General features: G+C 37.4%; 15 protein-coding genes and 5 tRNA genes. 3 read left to right on the top strand and 17 right to left on the bottom strand.

Annotated features, from left to right (window positions below):
* Positions 1 to 6: 6 nt before the first annotated feature.
* The 6 genes from tsf to HXT27_RS05100 form a co-directional block, all read right to left on the bottom strand.
* The gene (gene tsf / locus HXT27_RS05075; RefSeq protein WP_103043040.1) at positions 7 to 858 is read right to left on the bottom strand and encodes a translation elongation factor Ts; all 852 of its coding nucleotides are present in this window, start codon (positions 856 to 858) and stop codon (positions 7 to 9) included.
* A gap of 97 nt (positions 859 to 955) precedes the next feature.
* Positions 956 to 1792 carry a 30S ribosomal protein S2 gene (gene rpsB, locus HXT27_RS05080; RefSeq protein WP_103043041.1) on the bottom strand — a complete coding sequence of 279 codons (837 nt, stop codon included), beginning with the start codon at positions 1790 to 1792 and terminating at the stop codon, positions 956 to 958.
* Positions 1793 to 2030: 238 nt separating this feature from the next.
* Positions 2031 to 2522, bottom strand: coding sequence for a peptide deformylase (gene def, locus HXT27_RS05085; protein WP_103043042.1), 492 nt, complete (start codon positions 2520 to 2522; stop codon positions 2031 to 2033).
* Positions 2523 to 2601: 79 nt separating this feature from the next.
* Complete coding sequence (locus HXT27_RS05090) at positions 2602 to 4638, bottom strand: AMP-dependent synthetase/ligase (RefSeq protein WP_103043043.1); 2037 nt, start codon at positions 4636 to 4638, stop codon at positions 2602 to 2604.
* Between the two features lie 128 nt (positions 4639 to 4766).
* Positions 4767 to 5363, bottom strand: a complete 597-nt coding sequence (locus tag HXT27_RS05095; protein WP_103043044.1) for a hypothetical protein — start codon at positions 5361 to 5363, stop codon at positions 4767 to 4769.
* A 518-nt stretch (positions 5364 to 5881) separates the two neighbouring features.
* Positions 5882 to 5957, bottom strand: a tRNA-Gly gene (locus HXT27_RS05100).
* 306 nt (positions 5958 to 6263) lie between these two features.
* On the opposite strand from HXT27_RS05100, the gene adhP reads away from it, so the two are divergent.
* Positions 6264 to 7274 (top strand): alcohol dehydrogenase AdhP, encoded by a 1011-nt coding sequence (adhP, locus tag HXT27_RS05105; RefSeq protein ID WP_422113102.1) that lies wholly within the window; start codon positions 6264 to 6266, stop codon positions 7272 to 7274.
* 548 nt (positions 7275 to 7822) lie between these two features.
* On the opposite strand, the gene HXT27_RS05110 is transcribed toward adhP, so the two are convergent.
* The 4 genes from HXT27_RS05110 to HXT27_RS05125 form a co-directional block, all read right to left on the bottom strand.
* Positions 7823 to 7895: transfer RNA gene (locus HXT27_RS05110), tRNA-Val, on the bottom strand.
* 40 nt (positions 7896 to 7935) lie between these two features.
* Positions 7936 to 8007: transfer RNA gene (locus tag HXT27_RS05115), tRNA-Val, on the bottom strand.
* Positions 8008 to 8042: 35 nt separating this feature from the next.
* Positions 8043 to 8113 (bottom strand) — tRNA-Cys (locus HXT27_RS05120).
* Positions 8114 to 8141: 28 nt separating this feature from the next.
* Positions 8142 to 8214 (bottom strand) — tRNA-Gly (locus HXT27_RS05125).
* Positions 8215 to 8575: 361 nt separating this feature from the next.
* Between HXT27_RS05125 and HXT27_RS05130 the strand changes: the two genes are divergently transcribed.
* Positions 8576 to 8863, top strand: a complete 288-nt coding sequence (locus HXT27_RS05130; protein ID WP_103043045.1) for a hypothetical protein — start codon at positions 8576 to 8578, stop codon at positions 8861 to 8863.
* A gap of 298 nt (positions 8864 to 9161) precedes the next feature.
* Here the strand turns inward: HXT27_RS05130 and HXT27_RS05135 are convergent, their stop codons facing one another.
* The 6 genes from HXT27_RS05135 to HXT27_RS05160 all read right to left on the bottom strand — a co-directional run bounded on the left by HXT27_RS05135 (position 9162) and on the right by HXT27_RS05160 (position 17315).
* Positions 9162 to 11792, bottom strand: coding sequence for an ATP-dependent Clp protease ATP-binding subunit (locus HXT27_RS05135; protein ID WP_103043046.1), 2631 nt, complete (start codon positions 11790 to 11792; stop codon positions 9162 to 9164).
* A 130-nt stretch (positions 11793 to 11922) separates the two neighbouring features.
* Positions 11923 to 13014, bottom strand: coding sequence for a DUF3027 domain-containing protein (locus tag HXT27_RS05140; protein WP_103043047.1), 1092 nt, complete (start codon positions 13012 to 13014; stop codon positions 11923 to 11925).
* A gap of 3 nt (positions 13015 to 13017) precedes the next feature.
* Entirely contained in the window at positions 13018 to 13407 is a 390-nt protein-coding gene (locus HXT27_RS05145; protein WP_075523142.1) for a cold-shock protein, read from the bottom strand.
* A 124-nt stretch (positions 13408 to 13531) separates the two neighbouring features.
* A complete protein-coding gene (locus tag HXT27_RS05150; RefSeq protein ID WP_103043048.1) occupies positions 13532 to 15556 on the bottom strand; it encodes a sensor histidine kinase in 2025 nt (674 codons plus the stop codon).
* 135 nt (positions 15557 to 15691) lie between these two features.
* A complete protein-coding gene (locus tag HXT27_RS05155; protein WP_075523141.1) occupies positions 15692 to 16429 on the bottom strand; it encodes a response regulator transcription factor in 738 nt (245 codons plus the stop codon).
* Between the two features lie 169 nt (positions 16430 to 16598).
* Positions 16599 to 17315, bottom strand: a complete 717-nt coding sequence (locus HXT27_RS05160; RefSeq protein ID WP_103043049.1) for a TPM domain-containing protein — start codon at positions 17313 to 17315, stop codon at positions 16599 to 16601.
* A gap of 199 nt (positions 17316 to 17514) precedes the next feature.
* On the opposite strand from HXT27_RS05160, the gene HXT27_RS05165 reads away from it, so the two are divergent.
* A complete protein-coding gene (locus HXT27_RS05165; protein ID WP_075523139.1) occupies positions 17515 to 17805 on the top strand; it encodes a WXG100 family type VII secretion target in 291 nt (96 codons plus the stop codon).
* A gap of 322 nt (positions 17806 to 18127) precedes the next feature.
* Here HXT27_RS05165 and groL read toward each other — a convergent pair whose 3' ends face one another.
* On the bottom strand, positions 18128 to 19753 hold the full coding sequence (groL, locus tag HXT27_RS05170; protein ID WP_075523138.1) for a chaperonin GroEL: 1626 nt from the start codon (positions 19751 to 19753) through the stop codon (positions 18128 to 18130).
* Between the last annotated feature and the right edge of the window lie 26 nt (positions 19754 to 19779).

The raw sequence follows: 19779 nt of genomic DNA on the forward strand, positions 1-19779 counted from the left end.
TAATGCTTATTCAGCTGCACCCTTACCAACTTCAAGACGAGCAAAAGCTAAAGCAGTTCCGCCAACTTCCTTGAATAAGTCACCAACTGTTTTAGAAGGATCTTTCACATATGATTGCTCAAGAAGAACTGTTTCTTTGAAGAAAGCGTTCATACGACCTTCAACAATCTTTGGAACAATCTTCTCTGGCTTTCCTTCGGCTAATGACTTTTCAGTAGCAACACGGCGCTCAGATTCCAAAACTTCTTCTGGAACGTCTTCGCGGCGAAGCCACTGAGCACCCATAGCAGAAATTTGCAAAGCTGCTTCATGAGCAACCTTTGCGCCAGCTTCATCAGTAGCAATCATAGAAACGATGCTTGGAGGCAATTCAACAGACTTCTTATGAGCATAAATTTCAACATGTGGTCCGCTTACAGTTGCAACCTGACCAATTTTTACATGCTCTCCGAACAAAGCTGCTGCTTCTTCAACTGCTTCTTTAACAGTTGCGTCATTAGCTTTAGATGCAAGAACTTCTTCAGTAGTAGATGCTGATGCTTCAATAGCATATCCAAGTACAGTTTCAGAAAACTCAACGAACTTTGGTGTTTTTGCAACAAAGTCTGTTTCAGAATTCAATTCGACTGCGTAGCCAGTTTCGCCTTCGCTAGACTTAACTACCTTAGAAGCAATCGTGCCTTCCTGAGCTTTACGACCTTCACGCTTACCAGCTGCTTGGATACCCTTCGCACGAATAATTTCCTTAGCGCGGGCAACATCGCCTTCAGCCTCAGTAAGAGCTTTTTTAACGTCCATCATGCCGGCGCCAGTTTCTTCGCGCACCTGCTTAATCAACGCTGCAGTAATTGCTGCCATTTTGTTCTCCTCATATTATGTACGGCTTTGTGGTATAAGCAAAAACCTATACCACAAAACGCCTTACTATTAAATTTATAGAGTTAAGCTCTATTTGTCACTCAGACTTTTCAGATTCTTCTGATTCTTCCGCTTTTTCTGCTTCAGCAGATTTATCGGAAGTTTCGCCTTCATTAGTAAGTAATTCCTTTTCCCAAGCTGCCATTGGCTGAGCGTCAGCACCTTCGGACTTAGAATTCTTACCTGCATGCTCAAGCAAACCCTCAGCTACAGCGTCAGCAATCAAGCTTGTAAGCAATTCGACACCGCGGATAGCATCATCGTTTGCTGGGATTGGATACTCGACAGAATCTGGATCTGTATTAGTATCTACGATTGCAACAACTGGAATACCGAGCTTGTGAGCTTCTTCAACAGCGAGAGCTTCTTTGTTTACGTCAACAACGAACATAGCAGAAGGAGTACGATTCATGTTGCGAATACCGCCAAGCTGCTTTGCAAGCTTGTCTTTTTCGCGCTCTAAAAGAAGGAGTTCCTTCTTAGTTAAGCCAGAGCCACGAACATCGCTGAAGTCCATTTCTTCTAGTTCCTTCAAACGCTTAACGCGAGTAGAAACAGTTTGGAAATTGGTCAGCATACCGCCAAGCCAGCGTTCGCAAACATAAGGCATGTTTACGCGAGTAGCTTGATTTTGCACTGCTTCTTGAGCTTGCTTCTTAGTTCCTACGAAAAGAACAGTGCCGTTGTGAGCAACAGTCTGCTTGATGAAATCATAAGCCTTATCGATCATGTCGAGAGACTTGAACAAATTGATGATATGAATACCATTGCGCTGAGTAAGAATGAACTGCTTCATCTTTGGATTCCAGCGACGAGTCTGATGGCCAAAATGTAAGCCAGCCTTCAGCATTTCGCTCATGGTAATTTGCGACATATCTTTTACCTTTCTTGTCGGTTCTTGCCTGGCCATGTCTATTCGCATGCAACTTGAAGATTTTAAAAATCTAAATCAAGCCGACCGACACGAATGGACGCGTACATGGCGCGTATTTGCTTGTCCGGTAGACAATAAAAACGAGCAATCATATAACGCGACATTACTCATGCTCATAATGGACACGCGAAACAGGATTATAACAGAAGAGCGATACTAAATAAAAGAAAAATATAGATTATTTTATGTTTATATTATCTCTAAGTTCTTTTAGTGCTTTCGCGCGAACATCTTTTTCCAAACGATCTAAATAAATGTGTCCGTCTAAATGATCACATTCATGTTGCAACATTCTAGCCATCAAACCTTCACCTTCGAGTACTAAGGTTTTACCATTAAGATCAATACCTTTAACTCGAGCATATTGCGCGCGGCGAGTCTTGTACCATAATCCTGGAACAGATAAACAACCTTCATCGTCGTATTGCTCTCCACGAGTTTCTTCAATAACAGGATTAAGAATGTAACCGATACGACCATTTATATTATATGAGAAAGCTCTAAGACTTACTCCAATCTGATTAGCAGATAATCCAGCTCTACCAGGGTCATTTACTGTTTCCAATAAATCTTCAACAAGATTATGAATTGAAGGTGTAATCTCACGAATTTCATCGCATGGAGTGCGTAAAACAGGATCTGGCACTACACGAATTTTACGAATAGTCACAATTCTCCTTAATTGCTGTTATTTATTCTAATATTTATTACGTTATATATTGTTTTATTGCGTTATATATTGTATGTTTCTACTCTTCGGCAGACGAATTTGAATTAGACTCATCTTGCAAGTTAGCGCGAGTTACATCGTGCTTTTCTAACGAAGATTCATCACCAAAATGCATTATTTGACTAGCTGCTTGATCAATTGCTTGACGAACTCTTGGCGTTACAGCTTCTTGAGCTTGACGCATTGTTTCAGTAGTTCTATCAAGGATTTTTACAGTAGCTGGGAATGGTTTTGTATTTGGTTTAGGAGCATACAATTGGGAGTCTATGATATTTGCATAGCGTTTCAATACTTTTGGGCGCACAACTTTCATACTTGGAGTAAGAGTTCCAGCATCTTGGGTAAATTCGTCCTCTAAGATAACGAATTTACGTACAGATTCAGCTCTTGAAACAGTGCTGTTAGCTTGATCAATGAATTGTTGTACAACAGAACGAACTGCTTCATTGCTTGAAACTTGGCTCATAGGCATATCTTCAGGCAATCCTTGAGTTTTAAGCCACGAGCGGACCATATCAGGTTCAAGTTCTATAAGCGCGGAAATAAATGGCTTACCATCTCCAACTACAACGGCATGAGAAACAAGAGGGCATTTTGCAATAATACCTTCTAATGGAGCTGGGCTTATATTTTTTCCGCCTGCTGTAATAATAATGTCTTTTTTACGACCAGTGATAGATAGGAATCCTTCATCGTCAATTTCGCCAATATCTCCAGAATGAAGCCATCCTTCATCGTCAATTACTTCCGATGTAAGTTCTGGTTTATTGTAATAACCAATAAATACGTTTGGTCCTTTAACAAGAACTTCATTATCTTCAGCAAGGCGAATAGAAATTCCTGGTCCAGGTCTACCTACAGAACCTACTTGATTTGCATGCTCAAAATTAACTACACACGGCGCAGCTGTTTCAGTCATGCCATATCCCTGAATAAAAGTTATGCCATCAAGTCCATTGAAGAAATGAGCTAAATCTGCACTAATAGGAGCACCTCCGCATGCTAACCAAGCGAGATTAGGTCCTAAAGCAGAGCGAATAGATGAACCAACTGTGTTCATATAGAAATTGTGTTGCATTCTAGCAGATAACGAATGAGCCTTCCCATCTACTTCATCACGCGACCACTCAATAAAATGTCTTACTGCTTTAGCAAAAATTCGACCTCGTATACCTGCTCCAGCTTTTTGAGATGCAGCATTATAAACTTTCTCAAATACTCTAGGTACGCCAAGCAAATATGAAGGTTTGAAACTTCGCAAATCAGCCAATAAGTGTTTAGCGTTAGGAACGTATCCAACTACTCCATTAGATCCAATAGCAACGTATTGTATATAACGAGCAAAGCAATGCGCTAATGGCAAGAATAGCAACAGTCTGCTTGGTTGATACAACATCTCGTTCAAGACATCGTATCCTGCAAAAACTATATGTGTAAAGTTGCGATTTGAAAGCATCGCACCTTTAGGTTTTCCAGTAGAACCAGAAGTATATACAATCGTAGCTAGATCATCTGCTTTAACTTTTTTAACGGCTTCATCTAGCTCATTAGTGTCAACAGATTTACCAAAGTCAATAACAGCTCCTAATCCTCCAGCTTTAAAGTTGAATGTCTTGAAAGCTATTTTATTATTATCATTGCGAACTATTTCTAGTTTTTGCGCATGTTCATCGTCACCTGCAAAAGCGATAACAGGTTTTACTTCCGAAATAATATCATTCGCTTGTAGAGCCGAATCTGTTTCATAAATCGGAACAGACACAGCGCCAATTGACGCACATGCAAAGTCAACTATGCCCCATTCGTAGCATGTTGCTGAATAAATAACTACCTTTGAGCCGTGTTTTACACCAAGTGCAAGCAAGCCTTTAGCGGTAGCGCGTACCTTGGAAAGCATGTCGACAGCAGTAACGTCATGCCATTGGCGCGTATCTTCGTCTTGCCATTGAGCAACAACACTTTGAGGTGCGCGCAATGCTCTATTAGCAAGAAGTGAGTAAATTGTGTCACCGTCTTGAGTTGGGTGAATGGCTTCTACAGTAAATTCTCGGAGCATACTTGTAATTGTACTTTATTGTTTCGTTCAACACGAACGAGTTTCCTACAAAAAATATATTTTTATATTGGAAACTTCTACAAAAGAAAATACCACTTACAGAATTTTCGTATGCTCACAGAATTTATTTACCCAATATCAACATATGTGCAAATCCATTTACCGAATTTGTATTTCAAAGTCAACGATGTCCAATATTGCTCAGAGCCAGTATTCATCCTTATAACACATTCTAATTGTGTTGGTTTAACCATAACTCCGTTAACTAGGTGAGGATTCGCTGGAAGTCTGCATATTTCGAAATTGAGTACAGGATTATTTATTGCTTGAAGACGCTCTCCTACCATAACCCACATGTTATGTAATTTATCTATGCATTCTTTTGAAATCATCCTACTAGTCGATGGCAAAATAGGATGACCTCTTGCAACATCTAATGCAGCACAAGCAACTCTGCAAGCATGCATTGCAATATGGAACATTTTCTTATCAGAATTTGGATCTTTATAAACAAGGCTTATACGATAAGGAACTTTTCTATTTGAAGATCCAACTAAAAATACCCCATTGTATACGGATAAATTATCTTGATCCTCGTTTACAGGTGGTGGAGCTGTATTATTTTTAGACGAATCATTGTTTTGTGTGTCATTACAATTCTCGTTAGATTCTACATACTCAGAATCATCGAAAGGATCAGAGTCCGCAAAACAAATTTTATTCATTTTTATTCCTCTCTCTATGTGTTCTTTTTATATTTGTTTATGTTTCTAATTTCATTTTTATTTATAATTCCATATTTATTTTTTGTTATTAAATCATATTAAGTTTTTTGAATAGGTATAGCATACACCTAAATGAACAAATAGTAGAGTAAAAAGTAAAATGTGGATAACTAATTACATAGATTTTGTTTTTCCTTGAAATTTCAACGTTTTAGACAAATCACTTATGCACATTTCTATTTTAGTAGCTAATTTTAATAAAATTTTAGCGAATTTTATGACAATTTTATCTTATAACTGTTTTTTATTTTGTATTATGCACAAAAAATAAATATAATTACTTATAAATCAAATTTTTTTAATTAAAATATTCAGTAAGCATTAAAATATTATAATAATTGGAACATGTAATTATTATATATTTTTTGCTTATTACATGCATTTTTTAAGTCAATTAAACTAATCTGAAAAAAATAATAACAAAATTAAAGTAAAAAACACAAAAATTTCTAAATAAATGGAGCGGACAACGGGACTCGAACCCGCGGTCTCGACCTTGGCAAGGTCGCGCTTTACCAACTAAGCTATGTCCGCAAACAAATGAAAATTATAGCTTTATTTTTACTACTACGCAAGTTTTACGTAAAAATTTTTCAAACTTTTTTAATTTCTGCATCATATGAGCGATTTTACGCCAAACTTGTTGTTGTATTTCTATCAATAATTTATGAATATAATAATTATTATCATTATTATAAACTTTTTTATAAAATTTTTTAAATAAAATATCTAATTTTTAACTAAAAAGAATAAAATCATGTAGAATAAAAAATAGCTTTTGCTCAACGTAGGAGCGAAAGGCACTAAAAACATTGTTAAATATAGAACGAGGAGGTATCTATGAAGGCAATTGTTGCTACTAAAGATAAGAAGGCTCAAGTTATTGAGAAAGAATTACGACCACTAGAGTTTGGTGAAGCACTACTTGATATGGAGTGTTGCGGTGTTTGCCACACTGATTTACATGTAAAGAATCAAGATTTTGGAGATAAAACAGGTGTTATCCTTGGACACGAAGGAATTGGTATTGTTCGCGAAGTAGGTCCAGGCGTAACTACATTAAAGCCTGGAGATCGTGCTTCTGTGGCATGGTTCTTCAAAGGATGCGGACATTGCGAATTCTGCACAACTGGTCGTGAAACTTTGTGCCGTAGCGTTTTAAACGCAGGATATACTGCAGATGGTGGTATGTCTGAGCAGTGCATCGTTGCTGCAGACTATGCTGTAAAAGTTCCAGAAGGCTTAGACCCTGCACCAGCAAGCTCTATCACTTGCGCAGGCGTTACAACATATAAAGCAATTAAAGAGTCTGGCGTACATCCTGGTGAATGGCTCATCCTCTTCGGTCTTGGTGGCTTAGGCAATCTTGCTTTGCAATATGCTAAGAATGTTTTTGGCGCTCACGTTATTGCTGTTGATGTGAACGAAGGACAGCTTGAATTTGCTGAAAAGTATGGCGCGGACTTGTGCGTTAATCCATTAAAAGAAGACGTTGCTGAATTTGCAATGAAGAAGGTTGGCGGTGCCCACGGCGCTGTGGTTACCGCTGTAAATAAAGCAGCATTTAATGCAGCTGTCGATTCTGTTCGTGCTGGCGGAACTATTGCAGCTGTTGGTCTTCCACCAGAGGATATGGAATTAAGCATTCCTCGTTTGGTTCTTGATGGAATTCGATTGGTCGGTTCTCTTGTAGGTACACGCAAAGACTTGGAAGAAGCATTCCAATTTGGTGCTGAAGGAAAGGTTTTGCCACAGTGCCATATGCGCAAAATGGAAGATATTAACGACATCTTCGATGAAATGCTTGCAGGCAAGATTCGTGGACGTATGGTAATAGATCTTTCTCACTGAATAATTTAATATTGCTTGAAATAGTGACCACTTCCCTACTATAAGGATTTGGTCACTATTTTTTTTTAATACTTTTAGAATAAATGTTATTTGAAGGTTATTTCGTAGGATTCTGTACGATTCTGTACGATTCATCAGTAGTTATTTGGGTTATTTACTAAATAAGCGTGAGTAACAAAATAAAGTGTTATTTGAGGGTTAGATGAATGTTATTTGAAGGTTATTTCACAAAATAAACATGAAGACTAGTTCAATATAAGCATTACGATGACTTCTAAATAGATTGAGTGAACGGGTAGCATATCTACACTTTTAACTTTTAGCACTCGCTAAGCCTTGCTACTCAAAGCCTTAAAACTAAAGCAACTAGACTGTACGAATAGTATCGTCATCAAAACGCTATTTTTAAACACTAACGATTTGTAAAGGAGTGCTACTGATTCTGTATGGATAGGAAGCACAATCAAGAATAAAGAAATCACAGAAAGACAAATGAAAAAAGGAATTAAAAAACAAAAAACGCAGAACTGGTGATTCTGCGTAGCGCGTGGGTGATATAGGAATCGAACCTATGACCCCTTCCGTGTGAAGGAAGTGCGCTAGCCGCTGCGCCAATCACCCGAAATTTTTTTAATTATGCGTGAAAGGCAAACCTCTCGAGTGGGCGATACAAGGTTCGAACTTGTGACCCCTTCCGTGTCAGGGAAGTGCGCTACCACTGCGCCAACCGCCCGGTTGTGATGATAGAAGGAAAACCTTCTAACTTCGAGGTGGGTACGAGAGTCGAACTCATCTATACGGCTTTGCAGGCCGCTGCCTAACCGCTTGGCTAACCCACCGTAAGGTCGAATAACTCATCGGACCTAGAGCGGACAACGGGACTCGAACCCGCGGTCTCGACCTTGGCAAGGTCGCGCTTTACCAACTAAGCTATGTCCGCGATGCTTTTTACTGAAAACTCAGCTCACAAGCACGAGTAACTACTATACTCGAAATATTTGCAAATGCAAGTTATTTCATGTTCTGGCGTGTCGCTATATGTATTTTTCTGCTGATATATCCATATCTAGTTTAAGTATTGCAGTTCACTACTTCTTGTGATTACTCCAATATGATTATCATTCACTACTTCCTATGATTACTTATGCACTAATAATTGTTAAAACACTCTAAGAGAAAGACTATAAAAATCATTGTTTTCGGATTTTTAAAGTGAATATAATGATATAGAAACGAAAAAGAAGAAGAGAAAGCCGCGAAAATAAACACTCGTAAATGTTAAGAAGAGAGGATAAAAAATAATGGACATAATGAAACTTTGTTATGAAATGGCTGAGAAACTTCGTCCATATGGTGAGCCATATATGAGTGAATTTTCCAAAGACTTTGTTAATAGTGCTATTCGAGCAGGCGAACCGTCAGTTGCAATTGATGCTTATTTAGTAGAAGCATGGCTACACAAGAGCGCACCTAAAGAGCTGCTAATAGAAGCCTATAACCTGCTAGAGCCTTATGAGTGCGGCGATATACATGACGATATAGCGGACGATTTAGGTGTACCGCGTAAAGTTCATTCCCCAGATGAATAAATAAATTTTGGTCTATAACACAGTAACACTTAAATTTTATATTAAAAATAGGTGATATAGACCAAAATAGGGTTATTTCAGGTTATTCCGGGTTATTTCCCTAGAAAATAGTCTTAAACGAAAATTGCGAGGGACCCCTCGACTAACAATCTGACGTAAACGACAGCTGCGAGGCCCTCGCGTTAATTTTATAATAACTCGTACTATATATAAATAAAAAAATAAAAGATAACTCTTTACATCGAAATTGGATGAATAAAGAGTTATCTTAAATTTTTAATTAAATGAATTTATTTATTTAATCGTTTGATTTATCAGTAGAAGAATCCTCATTACTATAAGATTCTGGATGCGTTTCGCCACTAGACTCACTAGAATCATCAAGTTCACTCGAAGAATCATTAGAGTGAATATCACAATCCTTCTTCACATCATCAAGCTTAGACTCATCGTCGCTGAAAGGCACTCCTTTAAGAGTAAACTCCCCCAGCAATCCTTCACCTTCAGAATCAACCATAATGCGCTCGCCATCAACAAGATTTCCGCGAAGAATCTGTTCGGAAATTGAATCTTCAATTTCTCTTTGAATAACTCTACGCAAAGGACGAGCACCTAAAAGCGGATCAAATCCTTTTTGTGTAAGCAAAGTTTTAGCGTTATCAGTAAGTTCAATCGACATATGATGATCGAATAATCTATCATTGAGATTATTCAAATCCAAATCAACAATTTGTCGCACTTCAGATTCTGTAAGCTGACGGAATACAATAGTATCGTCCAAGCGATTAAGAAACTCTGGACGGAAGTGTTTCTTCAACTCAGAATTAACCTGAAGCTTCATACGTTGATATGTAGAATCATCGTTATTGCCCAAAGTAAAGCCAGTTGTAGCAGCTTTAGCAATATCTCTAGTACCGAGATTTGTTGTTAGGATAATAATCGTATTTTTGAAATCTACTTTACGACCTTGTCCATCAGTTAAATGACCATCGTCTAATACTTGTAACAAAGTATTGAAAATATCCGGATGAGCTTTTTCAATCTCATCAAAAAGTACTACTGAGAACGGCTTCCTACGAACTTTTTCAGTTAATTCTCCACCTTCTTCGTATCCTACGTATCCTGGAGGAGCACCGAAAAGACGTGAAGCTGCGTACTTTTCAGCAAATTCAGACATATCAACACGAATTAAAGCATTCTCATCATCAAACAAGAACTGTGCTAAAGTTTTAGCCAATTCAGTTTTGCCAACACCAGTAGGACCTGCAAAAATAAACGAACCAGCTGGTCGTTGAGGATCTTTCAATCCAACTCGAGCACGTCTAATAGATCGTGATAATGCAGAAATCGCTTCGTCTTGTCCAATAATACGCTTATGAAGTTCATCTTCCATATTAAGCAGTTTCTTAGATTCAGCTTGAGTCAACTTAACAACAGGAATACCAGTTGTACTAGATACAACAGATGCAATAACATCTTCATCAACAACCATATTCACGCGTGATTCACCTTCACGCCAAGCTTTTTCTTTAGACTTTCGATCTTCTTCAAGCTTTTCTTGCTCATCTCGCAAATCAGCAGCATGTTCAAAGTCTTGATTTTTAATTGCTTCATCTTTCTTTTTAGAAAGTTTAGAAATCTTATTATCAAGTTCTTTCAACTCAGGAGGCTCAGTTAAACGCTTAATACGCAAACGTGCTCCAGCTTCATCGATAAGATCAATAGCTTTATCTGGTAGATGACGATCTTGAATATATCGTGCAGACATTTCTGCTGCAGATTGCAAAGCATTATCAGTAATAGTCACATGATGATGATTCTCGTAACGATCCCGCAAACCTTTAAGAATCTCAATCGTTTCAGCAATAGTAGGCTCATGAACCTGAATAGGCTGGAAACGACGCTCTAAAGCAGCATCTTTTTCAATGTACTTTCTATATTCATCTGTAGTAGTAGCACCAATTGTTTGAAGTTCACCACGTGCAAGCATAGGCTTTAGCATATCGGATGCGCCTAATGCGCCATCTGCAGAACCAGCTCCAACGATAGTGTGAATTTCATCAATAAAAAGAACAATATCTCCACGAGTTTTGATTTCTTTCAAAACTTTTTTCAATCGTTCCTCAAAATCGCCTCTGTATCTAGAACCTGCAATCATTGACCCTAAATCAAGTGAATAAACTTGTTTATTTTTTAGAGTTTCAGGAACATCTCCAGCAACGATTTTTTGCGCTAAACCTTCTACAACTGCTGTTTTACCAACACCAGGATCTCCAATAAGAACTGGATTATTCTTAGTTCGTCTAGATAGAACTACCATAACACGTTCAATTTCTCTAGAACGACCAATAACAGGATCGAGTTTAGATTCGCGAGCTTCAACTGTGAGATTTCTACCAAATTGATCTAATAATGCGGATCCGGATTGATTTGCTTTATCTTGCACTCCTCCAGCGTTAGCCAAATCTTTATCGTTTTCAGAAGGAATGCCAGAATTGCCACGAATCATGTCCATGCATGTTCCGCGAAGATCATTGATATCGACTTCCATCTTAATAAGAACTTGAGTTCCTATTCCTTCGCCTTCGCGAATAAGCCCGAGTAAAATATGTTCAGTGCCAATATAGCTATGACCTAATTGCAAAGCTTCTCGTAAACTTAATTCTAATACTTGTTTAGCATGAGGAGTGAAAGGTATATGGCCATTCGGGGATACTGTACCCTTGCCAATCATTTCTTCAACCTGTTTACGAGTACTATCTAACTCTACGCCTTTAGCACTTAAAGCTTTAGCTGCGATTCCTTCGCCTTCGCGAATAAGCCCGAGTAAAATATGTTCAGTACCAATGTAATTATGCTGAAGTGCGCGAGCTTCTTCTTGCGCTAACACAATTACGCGTCTAGCGCGGTCAGTGAACCTTTCAAACATAATTGCCTTTCGTTGTTATCGTTCGTTCTATCGTAACGACTTGCCATGACTCATTATTAACATTTTACAGTTTTGTATGAGTAAGATGACTTTTTATATTGACGTTTTAACAATGATTATCATCGTATCATCAATGTTTTGATGATGTTTTACGTCTTATGCGTTTATTTTCCTTACTATCTTCAATAGCTTCTTCTATTAACTCTACGTCTGCACGTTCTTCTCGTTCAGATTGCTCAATAACATCAATATGGTAGTCGTCATAAGCAGGATCAGATTGAATCCAAAGCTGAGACGGTTCAGGAGGTTCTATATCTGAGTGTTCGCCACACCCGTGATTAAGAGCAACTACTTTGCCATCGTCAGGACTCCATGCATTTGCACAAACACCAAACATATTTCCTAATGCTCCTGCAAGAGGAATCATAAATCCACATGTAGAGCATGCGCTACCGTCTGCAATTCTAGTAGATAATGACTTCGGACCGTGCTGACCTGAATACCATCGTTTAGCTGTTTGCGCTATTGCTTCAGGAGTCATAACTTTTCGTCTAGAAAGATGGAAAGTTTTTATTGCGTCTTCTATATCTTCTAATGAAGTAACACTTTTTTCACAAGCATTAGAGTTTTCACTATTATCGATATTTTCACTGCCGCTATTTTCAGAAGATTCACTATTCTCACTAGAAGATTCATCACTATGATTATCTTCAGCATTATCTTCAGAATTGACTCCACGACTCTCTACGTTTTCGCAATTACTATCAATACTTGAAATATTGCTATTATCTGAATCATTTTCAGATTTACTTTCAATATTGTATTCTCTTTTAAACTCATCGTTAGATTCAATATCTTCTATCGATAAGCCATTTTCAAGACGAGAATCATCTTCAGGTGTTCCAATTGAATCTGTAACAGATAAATCAGATGGCTGTAATCTATCTTTCCATGGAATCCATTTAGGCGGCAAAAGTGAATCATCTGTAGGAATAAGAGTTGACTCATTCACAGTCCATTTATCTAATTCCTCATCGTGATACAAAGTAACAGACCATTGCCAACCTTCGTAACCGCGCATAGTACTTTCAAAGCGAAAATCAGTAACATTATCGCCCAAATCTATAGCGCTTACAAAATTCCCAACAGCATTTGCACACTCTGAAGATTCAAGTGCAACTTTATAAGCCAACTCTTTAGGATCCAAAACGTCAACCGACATAAACTAATCCTGAACGTCAAAATTGTCTGCTACAGCTCTTAGTAATGTAGCAAGTTTCTTACTTTCCGCAGTTGAAGGGTAATGCTTTCTACGTAAGCCATTACTTGCAGAATCGAGAAGCTTAATAAGATCTTCTACAATAGCTGCCATATCTTCTGCTTTAGGGCGTGTTGCTTTTACTAATGATGGCGCAGATGCTAATACAGTTAAGCCCATTGCTTGAGGTCCTTTACGACCTTCAACTACTGAAAACTCAACTCGAGTTCCCTTACGTAGATTCTTAACATCATCTGGCACAGCTGCAGAAGGCAAGAAAACATCTTTGCCATCGTCATCTGCAATAAAGCCGTAGCCCTTTTTTGCATCGTACCAACGAATACGCCCATTGGGCATAACACACCTCACTCAATCAATAAATCAATCAATGAAAAAGTTCATGTACATATCTGTAAGATTATACACACTTGTTCTATTGTAGCGCATCATAAAATTATGAGCACGCACAATAATAAATTTATTAGTTTTCTTCTAAAGTTTGTATGGGTAACACAATAGTAAGAGTTAATCCATGAGCACCAGATAAATCTAATTTAGCAGTGCCATTCATTGTATCATCAATATTTGTGTCACTCGTGTCCACTGCTCCACTTTTAGCAGTAGGCGAAATTCCTGGAGCAGATGTAGTCGCGCAAATAAATCCATTATGAGCTTTTACTACAGATTGCACTATAGCCATTCCTAAGCCTGTTCCACCTTTTTCTCTTGCTCTAGAAGGATCAGCACTATAGAATCTCTCAAAAATATGAGGCAATGATTCTTCAGGAACACCTTTACCATGGTCTATAACTCTAATAACAGCATAAGGTATACCGCTTCCAGTTGTCTGGCTCACTTCTATTGCCTCTAAGAATTCTTTTAGAGATTTAGATACAGAATCCATATTAGCTACTTTTTCAGGTTCAATTGAAGCCTTCATTATGCTTATTCCTACTTCGACAGGCGAATCGATAGGAGTATAACGATGAATATTACCTACAATATTCGTCATAACTTGTCTTAGGCGAGCACCATCAGCTAAAAGTACGACTTTTGGCATATTGCCAGGCTTAAAAATAAGCTTATGCTCACATTGACCAGTATTTGAATCTCTAGTTTTCCAATCATCTGGAAGAGTTAGATTACCTAATTGCACAATTCGAACAGGATCTAAAGCATGCAAATCATTTGCTGCATCGCTTACAATAGAAGAAAGATTAACATTTTGAGATATATCAATACCTCTTCCCTCGTCTAATCGCGCTAACGACAATAAGTCTTCTACAAGTTCTGTCATTCTTTCAGTAGAAGACTTAATGTGTGATATAGCATCATCTACTTTATCTTCAGAACCTGGAATCTTCCTCCACATTTCATAAAGCTCTACATAGCCATGGATAATTGCTAAAGGAGTGCGTAATTCATGGCTAGCATCTGAAACAAATCTCTTCATCTTCTCCGTCATAAGCTCTTGCTCATTAAAGCTTCTTTCAATACGAGAAAGCATAGAGTTCAGTGATGCTGCAAGAGAGCCTATTTCTGTATTTTCTGGAGCTGACTGTACACGTTTACTTAAATCACCTGACGCAATTTTTGAAGCAGTTTTTTCAATTCTTTTTAATGGTATAAGAGTTGATTGAATTATTAGTATTGAAATAAATATTCCGAATAAAATAACAGCAATGCTCACCATAAGGCAATATTGTGTAAGAGTATTGATCGTATCTAATTGATCACTTAAAGATAGAGCTATATACACATAACCTTGAGTATTAACACTAGATGAGTTATCTCTATTTTTTTGACCCCAAGTAAGAACAAGCACGCGCCATGGAGCTGAAGCTATTTTTGCAGTTGCGTCATCGATGTTGCTTAAATTTCCATGTACTTGCGCAGGAGTAGTAAAAGGTTTATTCGGCGAAACATTACCTAAGCTACCGTCTTCAGGAAGAGTAGGAACTGAAGTTACGTTACCTTTTAATGGTGGAACAAGAGGAGTTGCAAGAATCCTATTGTTTATATCTCGAACTTGTAGAAAGTAATCATTAGGACCAACAGTTGATTGTCTTGCATCTCTACTACGTAAGAAATCAATATTGTCATAAACAAGTTGTGCTTGATCAGTAAGCTGAGCATCTGTTTTTTCTAGTAGATAATTTCCTACAAGCTGACGAATAGACAGAGATATACAAAAAGCAGCTACAGTAAGAACAACTAAAGTGCATGCTACTAACTTAGTACTCAAAGGAATTGAATCTACATGTTTGCGTATAAATCGAGTGATGAATCCAGACTTTTTATTATCTTGAGATTTATTTGTAGCAGATGAATATTGAACAATCTGTTTTGAGATTTCATTATTGCGTGCAGATTCAGATTTTATTGTTTTCTTAGAAGATTTACTTACATTTGCGGATTCTAATGAAAGCTCATGAGAAGATTCATTAGAAGGCTCATTAGGAGGCTCGTTTGAATCATGTGGATTTTTTGAATTTTTAACTTCCATAGATACACACCTCAATTTTTCGTACAACAAACCAACATAATCGCATCAATGCAATGCATAACATTCACTAGTTGAAATTATAGATTATATAAAGAGAATCTAAATAATATTCTTTTGCGCTGATTTGTTTTAGTTTTAAGCTGCTTTAGGCTCTCGAATCATATATCCAATACCGCGCTTTGTTTCAATGAGCGGAACTACTTTAGTGAGATTGCCAGATATGTCTTCAGCTTCAATGCCGTCAATCTTCTTTCGCAAATATGAAATATATGATTCAACGATTGCAGCGTCACCGCCCCAATCGTATTGCCATACGTGATTAAGAATTTGATTCTTTGAAAGAACTCGTCCTTCATTTTCCATTAGATAGTGTAAAAGCTTATATTCTGTAGGACTTAATTCAATAGGAGTTCCAGCTCTAGAAACATCATGAGAATCCTCATCTATTTCCAAATCTGCTACACGCAAAATATGTTTATTATCTTCTTCATGATTATTTGTTCTTCGCAAAATAGCGCGAATGCGAGCAACTACTTCTTCAAGACTAAATGGCTTCGTAACATAATCGTCACCGCCAACTGTTAATCCCATAATCTTATCTTGCATATCATCTCTAGCAGTAAGGAATAGCACTGGAACTGTAATTCCATTCTGCCTAATTCTACGTGTTACAGTAAAACCATCAATGTCTGGTAGCATAACGTCCATAACAATAAGATCAGGTTTAACTTGTTCAATAACTTTAACTGCTTCAGAGCCTGATGCAGCTGTGCTTACATCAAAACCAGAGAAATGCAATGATGCTACAAGAAGTTCACGAATCGAAGGTTCGTCATCGACAACAACAATAGATGCTTCTACATTCTTACTCATAATTTCAAGCTTTACTTATTTAAAATGTTTCTCGAATATTTCTGAAAGACAAGCATAATAGAAAACACAATTATCCACAACTTAAATACGTATAATTCTATTTATATTAAATTAAAATAATAAAAAATATAATAAAAATTAAAGTTAAACGATAATTTTATATTATTCGTTACTTCGCATGTCTTCTTCTAGGTTTACGTTTTCCAGATGCCAATTCTTTGATAACTTTATTTTTATGAACAAGAATTAGCGTAACAACAATAGCTATTGCAATAAGTATTGCAATCATAACAATAGTTGAAACAATACTTGTGAAAGTTGTTGTTGAAGTTTTCTTAGACATATTTATTTGCTTCATCATAGCTAAAGCAGACTCAGCCCATTTAGGATTTGAAGGATCCATTAAAGCTTTTGACGCAGCATCAGATATTGCGTCTACTGTTGATTTGCGTTTAAGCCATTCATCTGAGTTAGACGATACTGCTACAACTAATCTTCCATCTTGACTTGCAACAGCTAATAGCAAAGTATTAGGAGCAGGATTTGTACTTGTAAGTAATTCGCTTGCCCATTTAGAAGGGTCATTAGTGTTTCCAAATGTAGATATATATAGCAATCGAACAGAAACGCCTGTTTGCTTTTTAGTTTGATCAATTGCATCTGAAACACGATTTACACTATCGCCTAACAAATTTTCTGTATCAGTTATTGAATCAGTAGCAATAATATTATTTGATGAATGTTTAGATTTCGTTACTTCTTGTGCAAATGCATTAGGTGCAGAACATGAAAAATTACAAGAAGAAATTAAAAAAACACATGCAAACACAGCTATTATTACAAAAGCAAGCGAATTGCATGAAATTTTCTTCTTTTTCATCCACATAATTTAACCCACCTAAAATACGTTCGCATAGATTTTTCTCATTAGAAAACTTCTGACCACAATGGAGAAAAACATTATGATTTTTTCCAAATATGCCATATATTTCATAATACCGTGTGAATACGCCATGTACAGATATTAAAAGTTTATAAGAATATTTACACGGACTAAAACAAAAATACATAATATTGGGGGTAAAATGGCACATTTTCAAGTTGATTGCGAATCTTTAGCGCAATCTGCGTCTGCTGTTGGCGCATCAATCAATGCAATTCGTGATGCTGTGAATGGAATGTACGCTAATTTGCAACAATTGCAAAGCGTTTGGACTGGTCCTGCATCTGTTCAATTTGCTTCTACTGCTCAACAATGGAGAGCTGCTCAACAACAAATGGAACAATCATTGCAAGCAATTCAACTTGCAATGCAACAAGCATCTAATGTTTATCTTGATGCTGAAACTCAAGCTGCAGCATTATTCCATAACTAAGAAAAGATTTAATTGAAAAACATATTAAAAGATGTGAAAACATAAAATTAAATAACCTGTTAAAAATTAAATAAACTGTTACGAATAAAATGCTAAATATAGCTATATATAAAATTTTGCATTAAATAAACTAAATAAACTAAATAAATTAAATAAGCTAAATAAATTTGAATAACATTTATAGAATTAAATAAGAATAAATGACGGCACTAGAATAATTTGATTAAAAACCAAATACTCTAGTGTCGTCATTTAATAGAATAGATTAAAACTTTAAGAATAAGTTATACTCTATTATTTTCAATACTACTTTCTATTTTTTTTAATAGCCCATGTCAGCGCCGGCTTGTGGTGCAGCAGCTGGCTTTTCTGGCTTATTTGCAACTACAGCTTCAGTAGTTAAGAACAAGCCAGCAATAGAAGCAGCATTCTGAAGAGCAGAACGAGTTACTTTAACTGGATCAGTAACGCCAGCAGCCATCAAATCTTCATAAGTATTTGTTGCAGCATTGAAACCTTGACCTTCTGGAAGTTCACGTACTTTGTTAAGTACTACATCTCCAGAAACGCCGCTATTTTGTGCAATTTGCTTAATTGGAGCTTCAACAGCACGGAACACAATCGCAGCGCCAGTTGCTTCTTCACCTTTAAGGCTTGTAATCTCAGAAGTCTTCTCAATCTTTGCAGCAGCTTGTACAAGAGCTACGCCGCCGCCAGGCAACAAGCCTTCTTCAATAGCAGCTTTAGCATTACGAACTGCATCTTCGATGCGATGCTTGCGTTCTTTAGCTTCAACTTCAGTAGCAGCGCCAACCTTAATAACAGCAACGCCGCCAGCAAGCTTAGCAAGACGTTCTTGCAACTTTTCGCGATCGTAATCAGAATCAGTATTCTCAATTTCGCCACGAATCTGAGCTACGCGAGCTTCAACATCTTCCTTAGAACCAGCACCAGAAACGATAGTGGTTTCATCCTTAGAAACGATCACTTTAGCTGCATGACCGAATACTGAAGCGTCAATAGAATCAAGCTTCAAGCCAAGGTCATCAGAAACAACCTGAGCACCAGTCAAAATAGCCATATCTTGCAACATAGCTTTACGGCGATCACCAAATCCTGGAGCTTTAACAGCTACAGTATTGAAAGTTCCACGAATCTTGTTTAGCACGAGTGTTGGTAATGCTTCGCCATCAACATCTTCTGCAATGATGAGCAATGGCTTACCTGACTTCATAACAAGTTCCGCAACATGAACAATATCTTGCTGGCTTGAAACTTTACCAGATGTAAGCAAAATGTATGGATCTTCAAGAACAGCAGTTTGATCTTCTGCGTTAGTGACGAAGTAAGGGGAAATATAACCCTTATCAAAACGCATGCCCTCAGTGAATTCCAAATCAAGACCAAACTTATTGTTGTCCTCAACAGTAACAACACCATCTTGTCCAACTTTATCCAAAGCTTCAGCAATCTTTTCGCCAACCTCAGGATCTGCTGCAGAAATAGTAGCAGTTGCAGCAATTTGTTCCTTGGTTTCAACATCCTTAGCAGATGCTAACAATTCTTTAACAATTGCTTCAGATGCTTTTTCAATACCTCTGCGCAAAGCAATAGGATTGCTACCTGCAACAACATTCTTCAATCCTTCATGAACTAAAGATTGAGCCAATACTGTTGCTGTAGTAGTGCCATCGCCTGCGACATCATCAGTCTTCTTTGCTACTTCTTTTACTAATTCAGCACCGATACGCTCATAAGGATCTTCAAGATCGATTTCTTTAGCGATTGAAACGCCATCATTTGTAATAGTTGGAGCGCCGTAAGTCTTATCTAAAACAACATTACGACCCTTTGGTCCAAGTGTAACTTTCACAGTGTCTGCAAGCTTATCCAAACCGGCGAGCATACCTTGACGGGCGTCTTCTTGGTAGGCAATAATCTTTGCCATAATTCCTCCAGATCTTTACTATTGAA

Origin of the sequence: Gardnerella bivia, assembly GCF_049262715.1 — a bacterium.
GTDB classification, from domain to species: Bacteria; Actinomycetota; Actinomycetes; order Actinomycetales; family Bifidobacteriaceae; genus Bifidobacterium; species Bifidobacterium vaginale_A.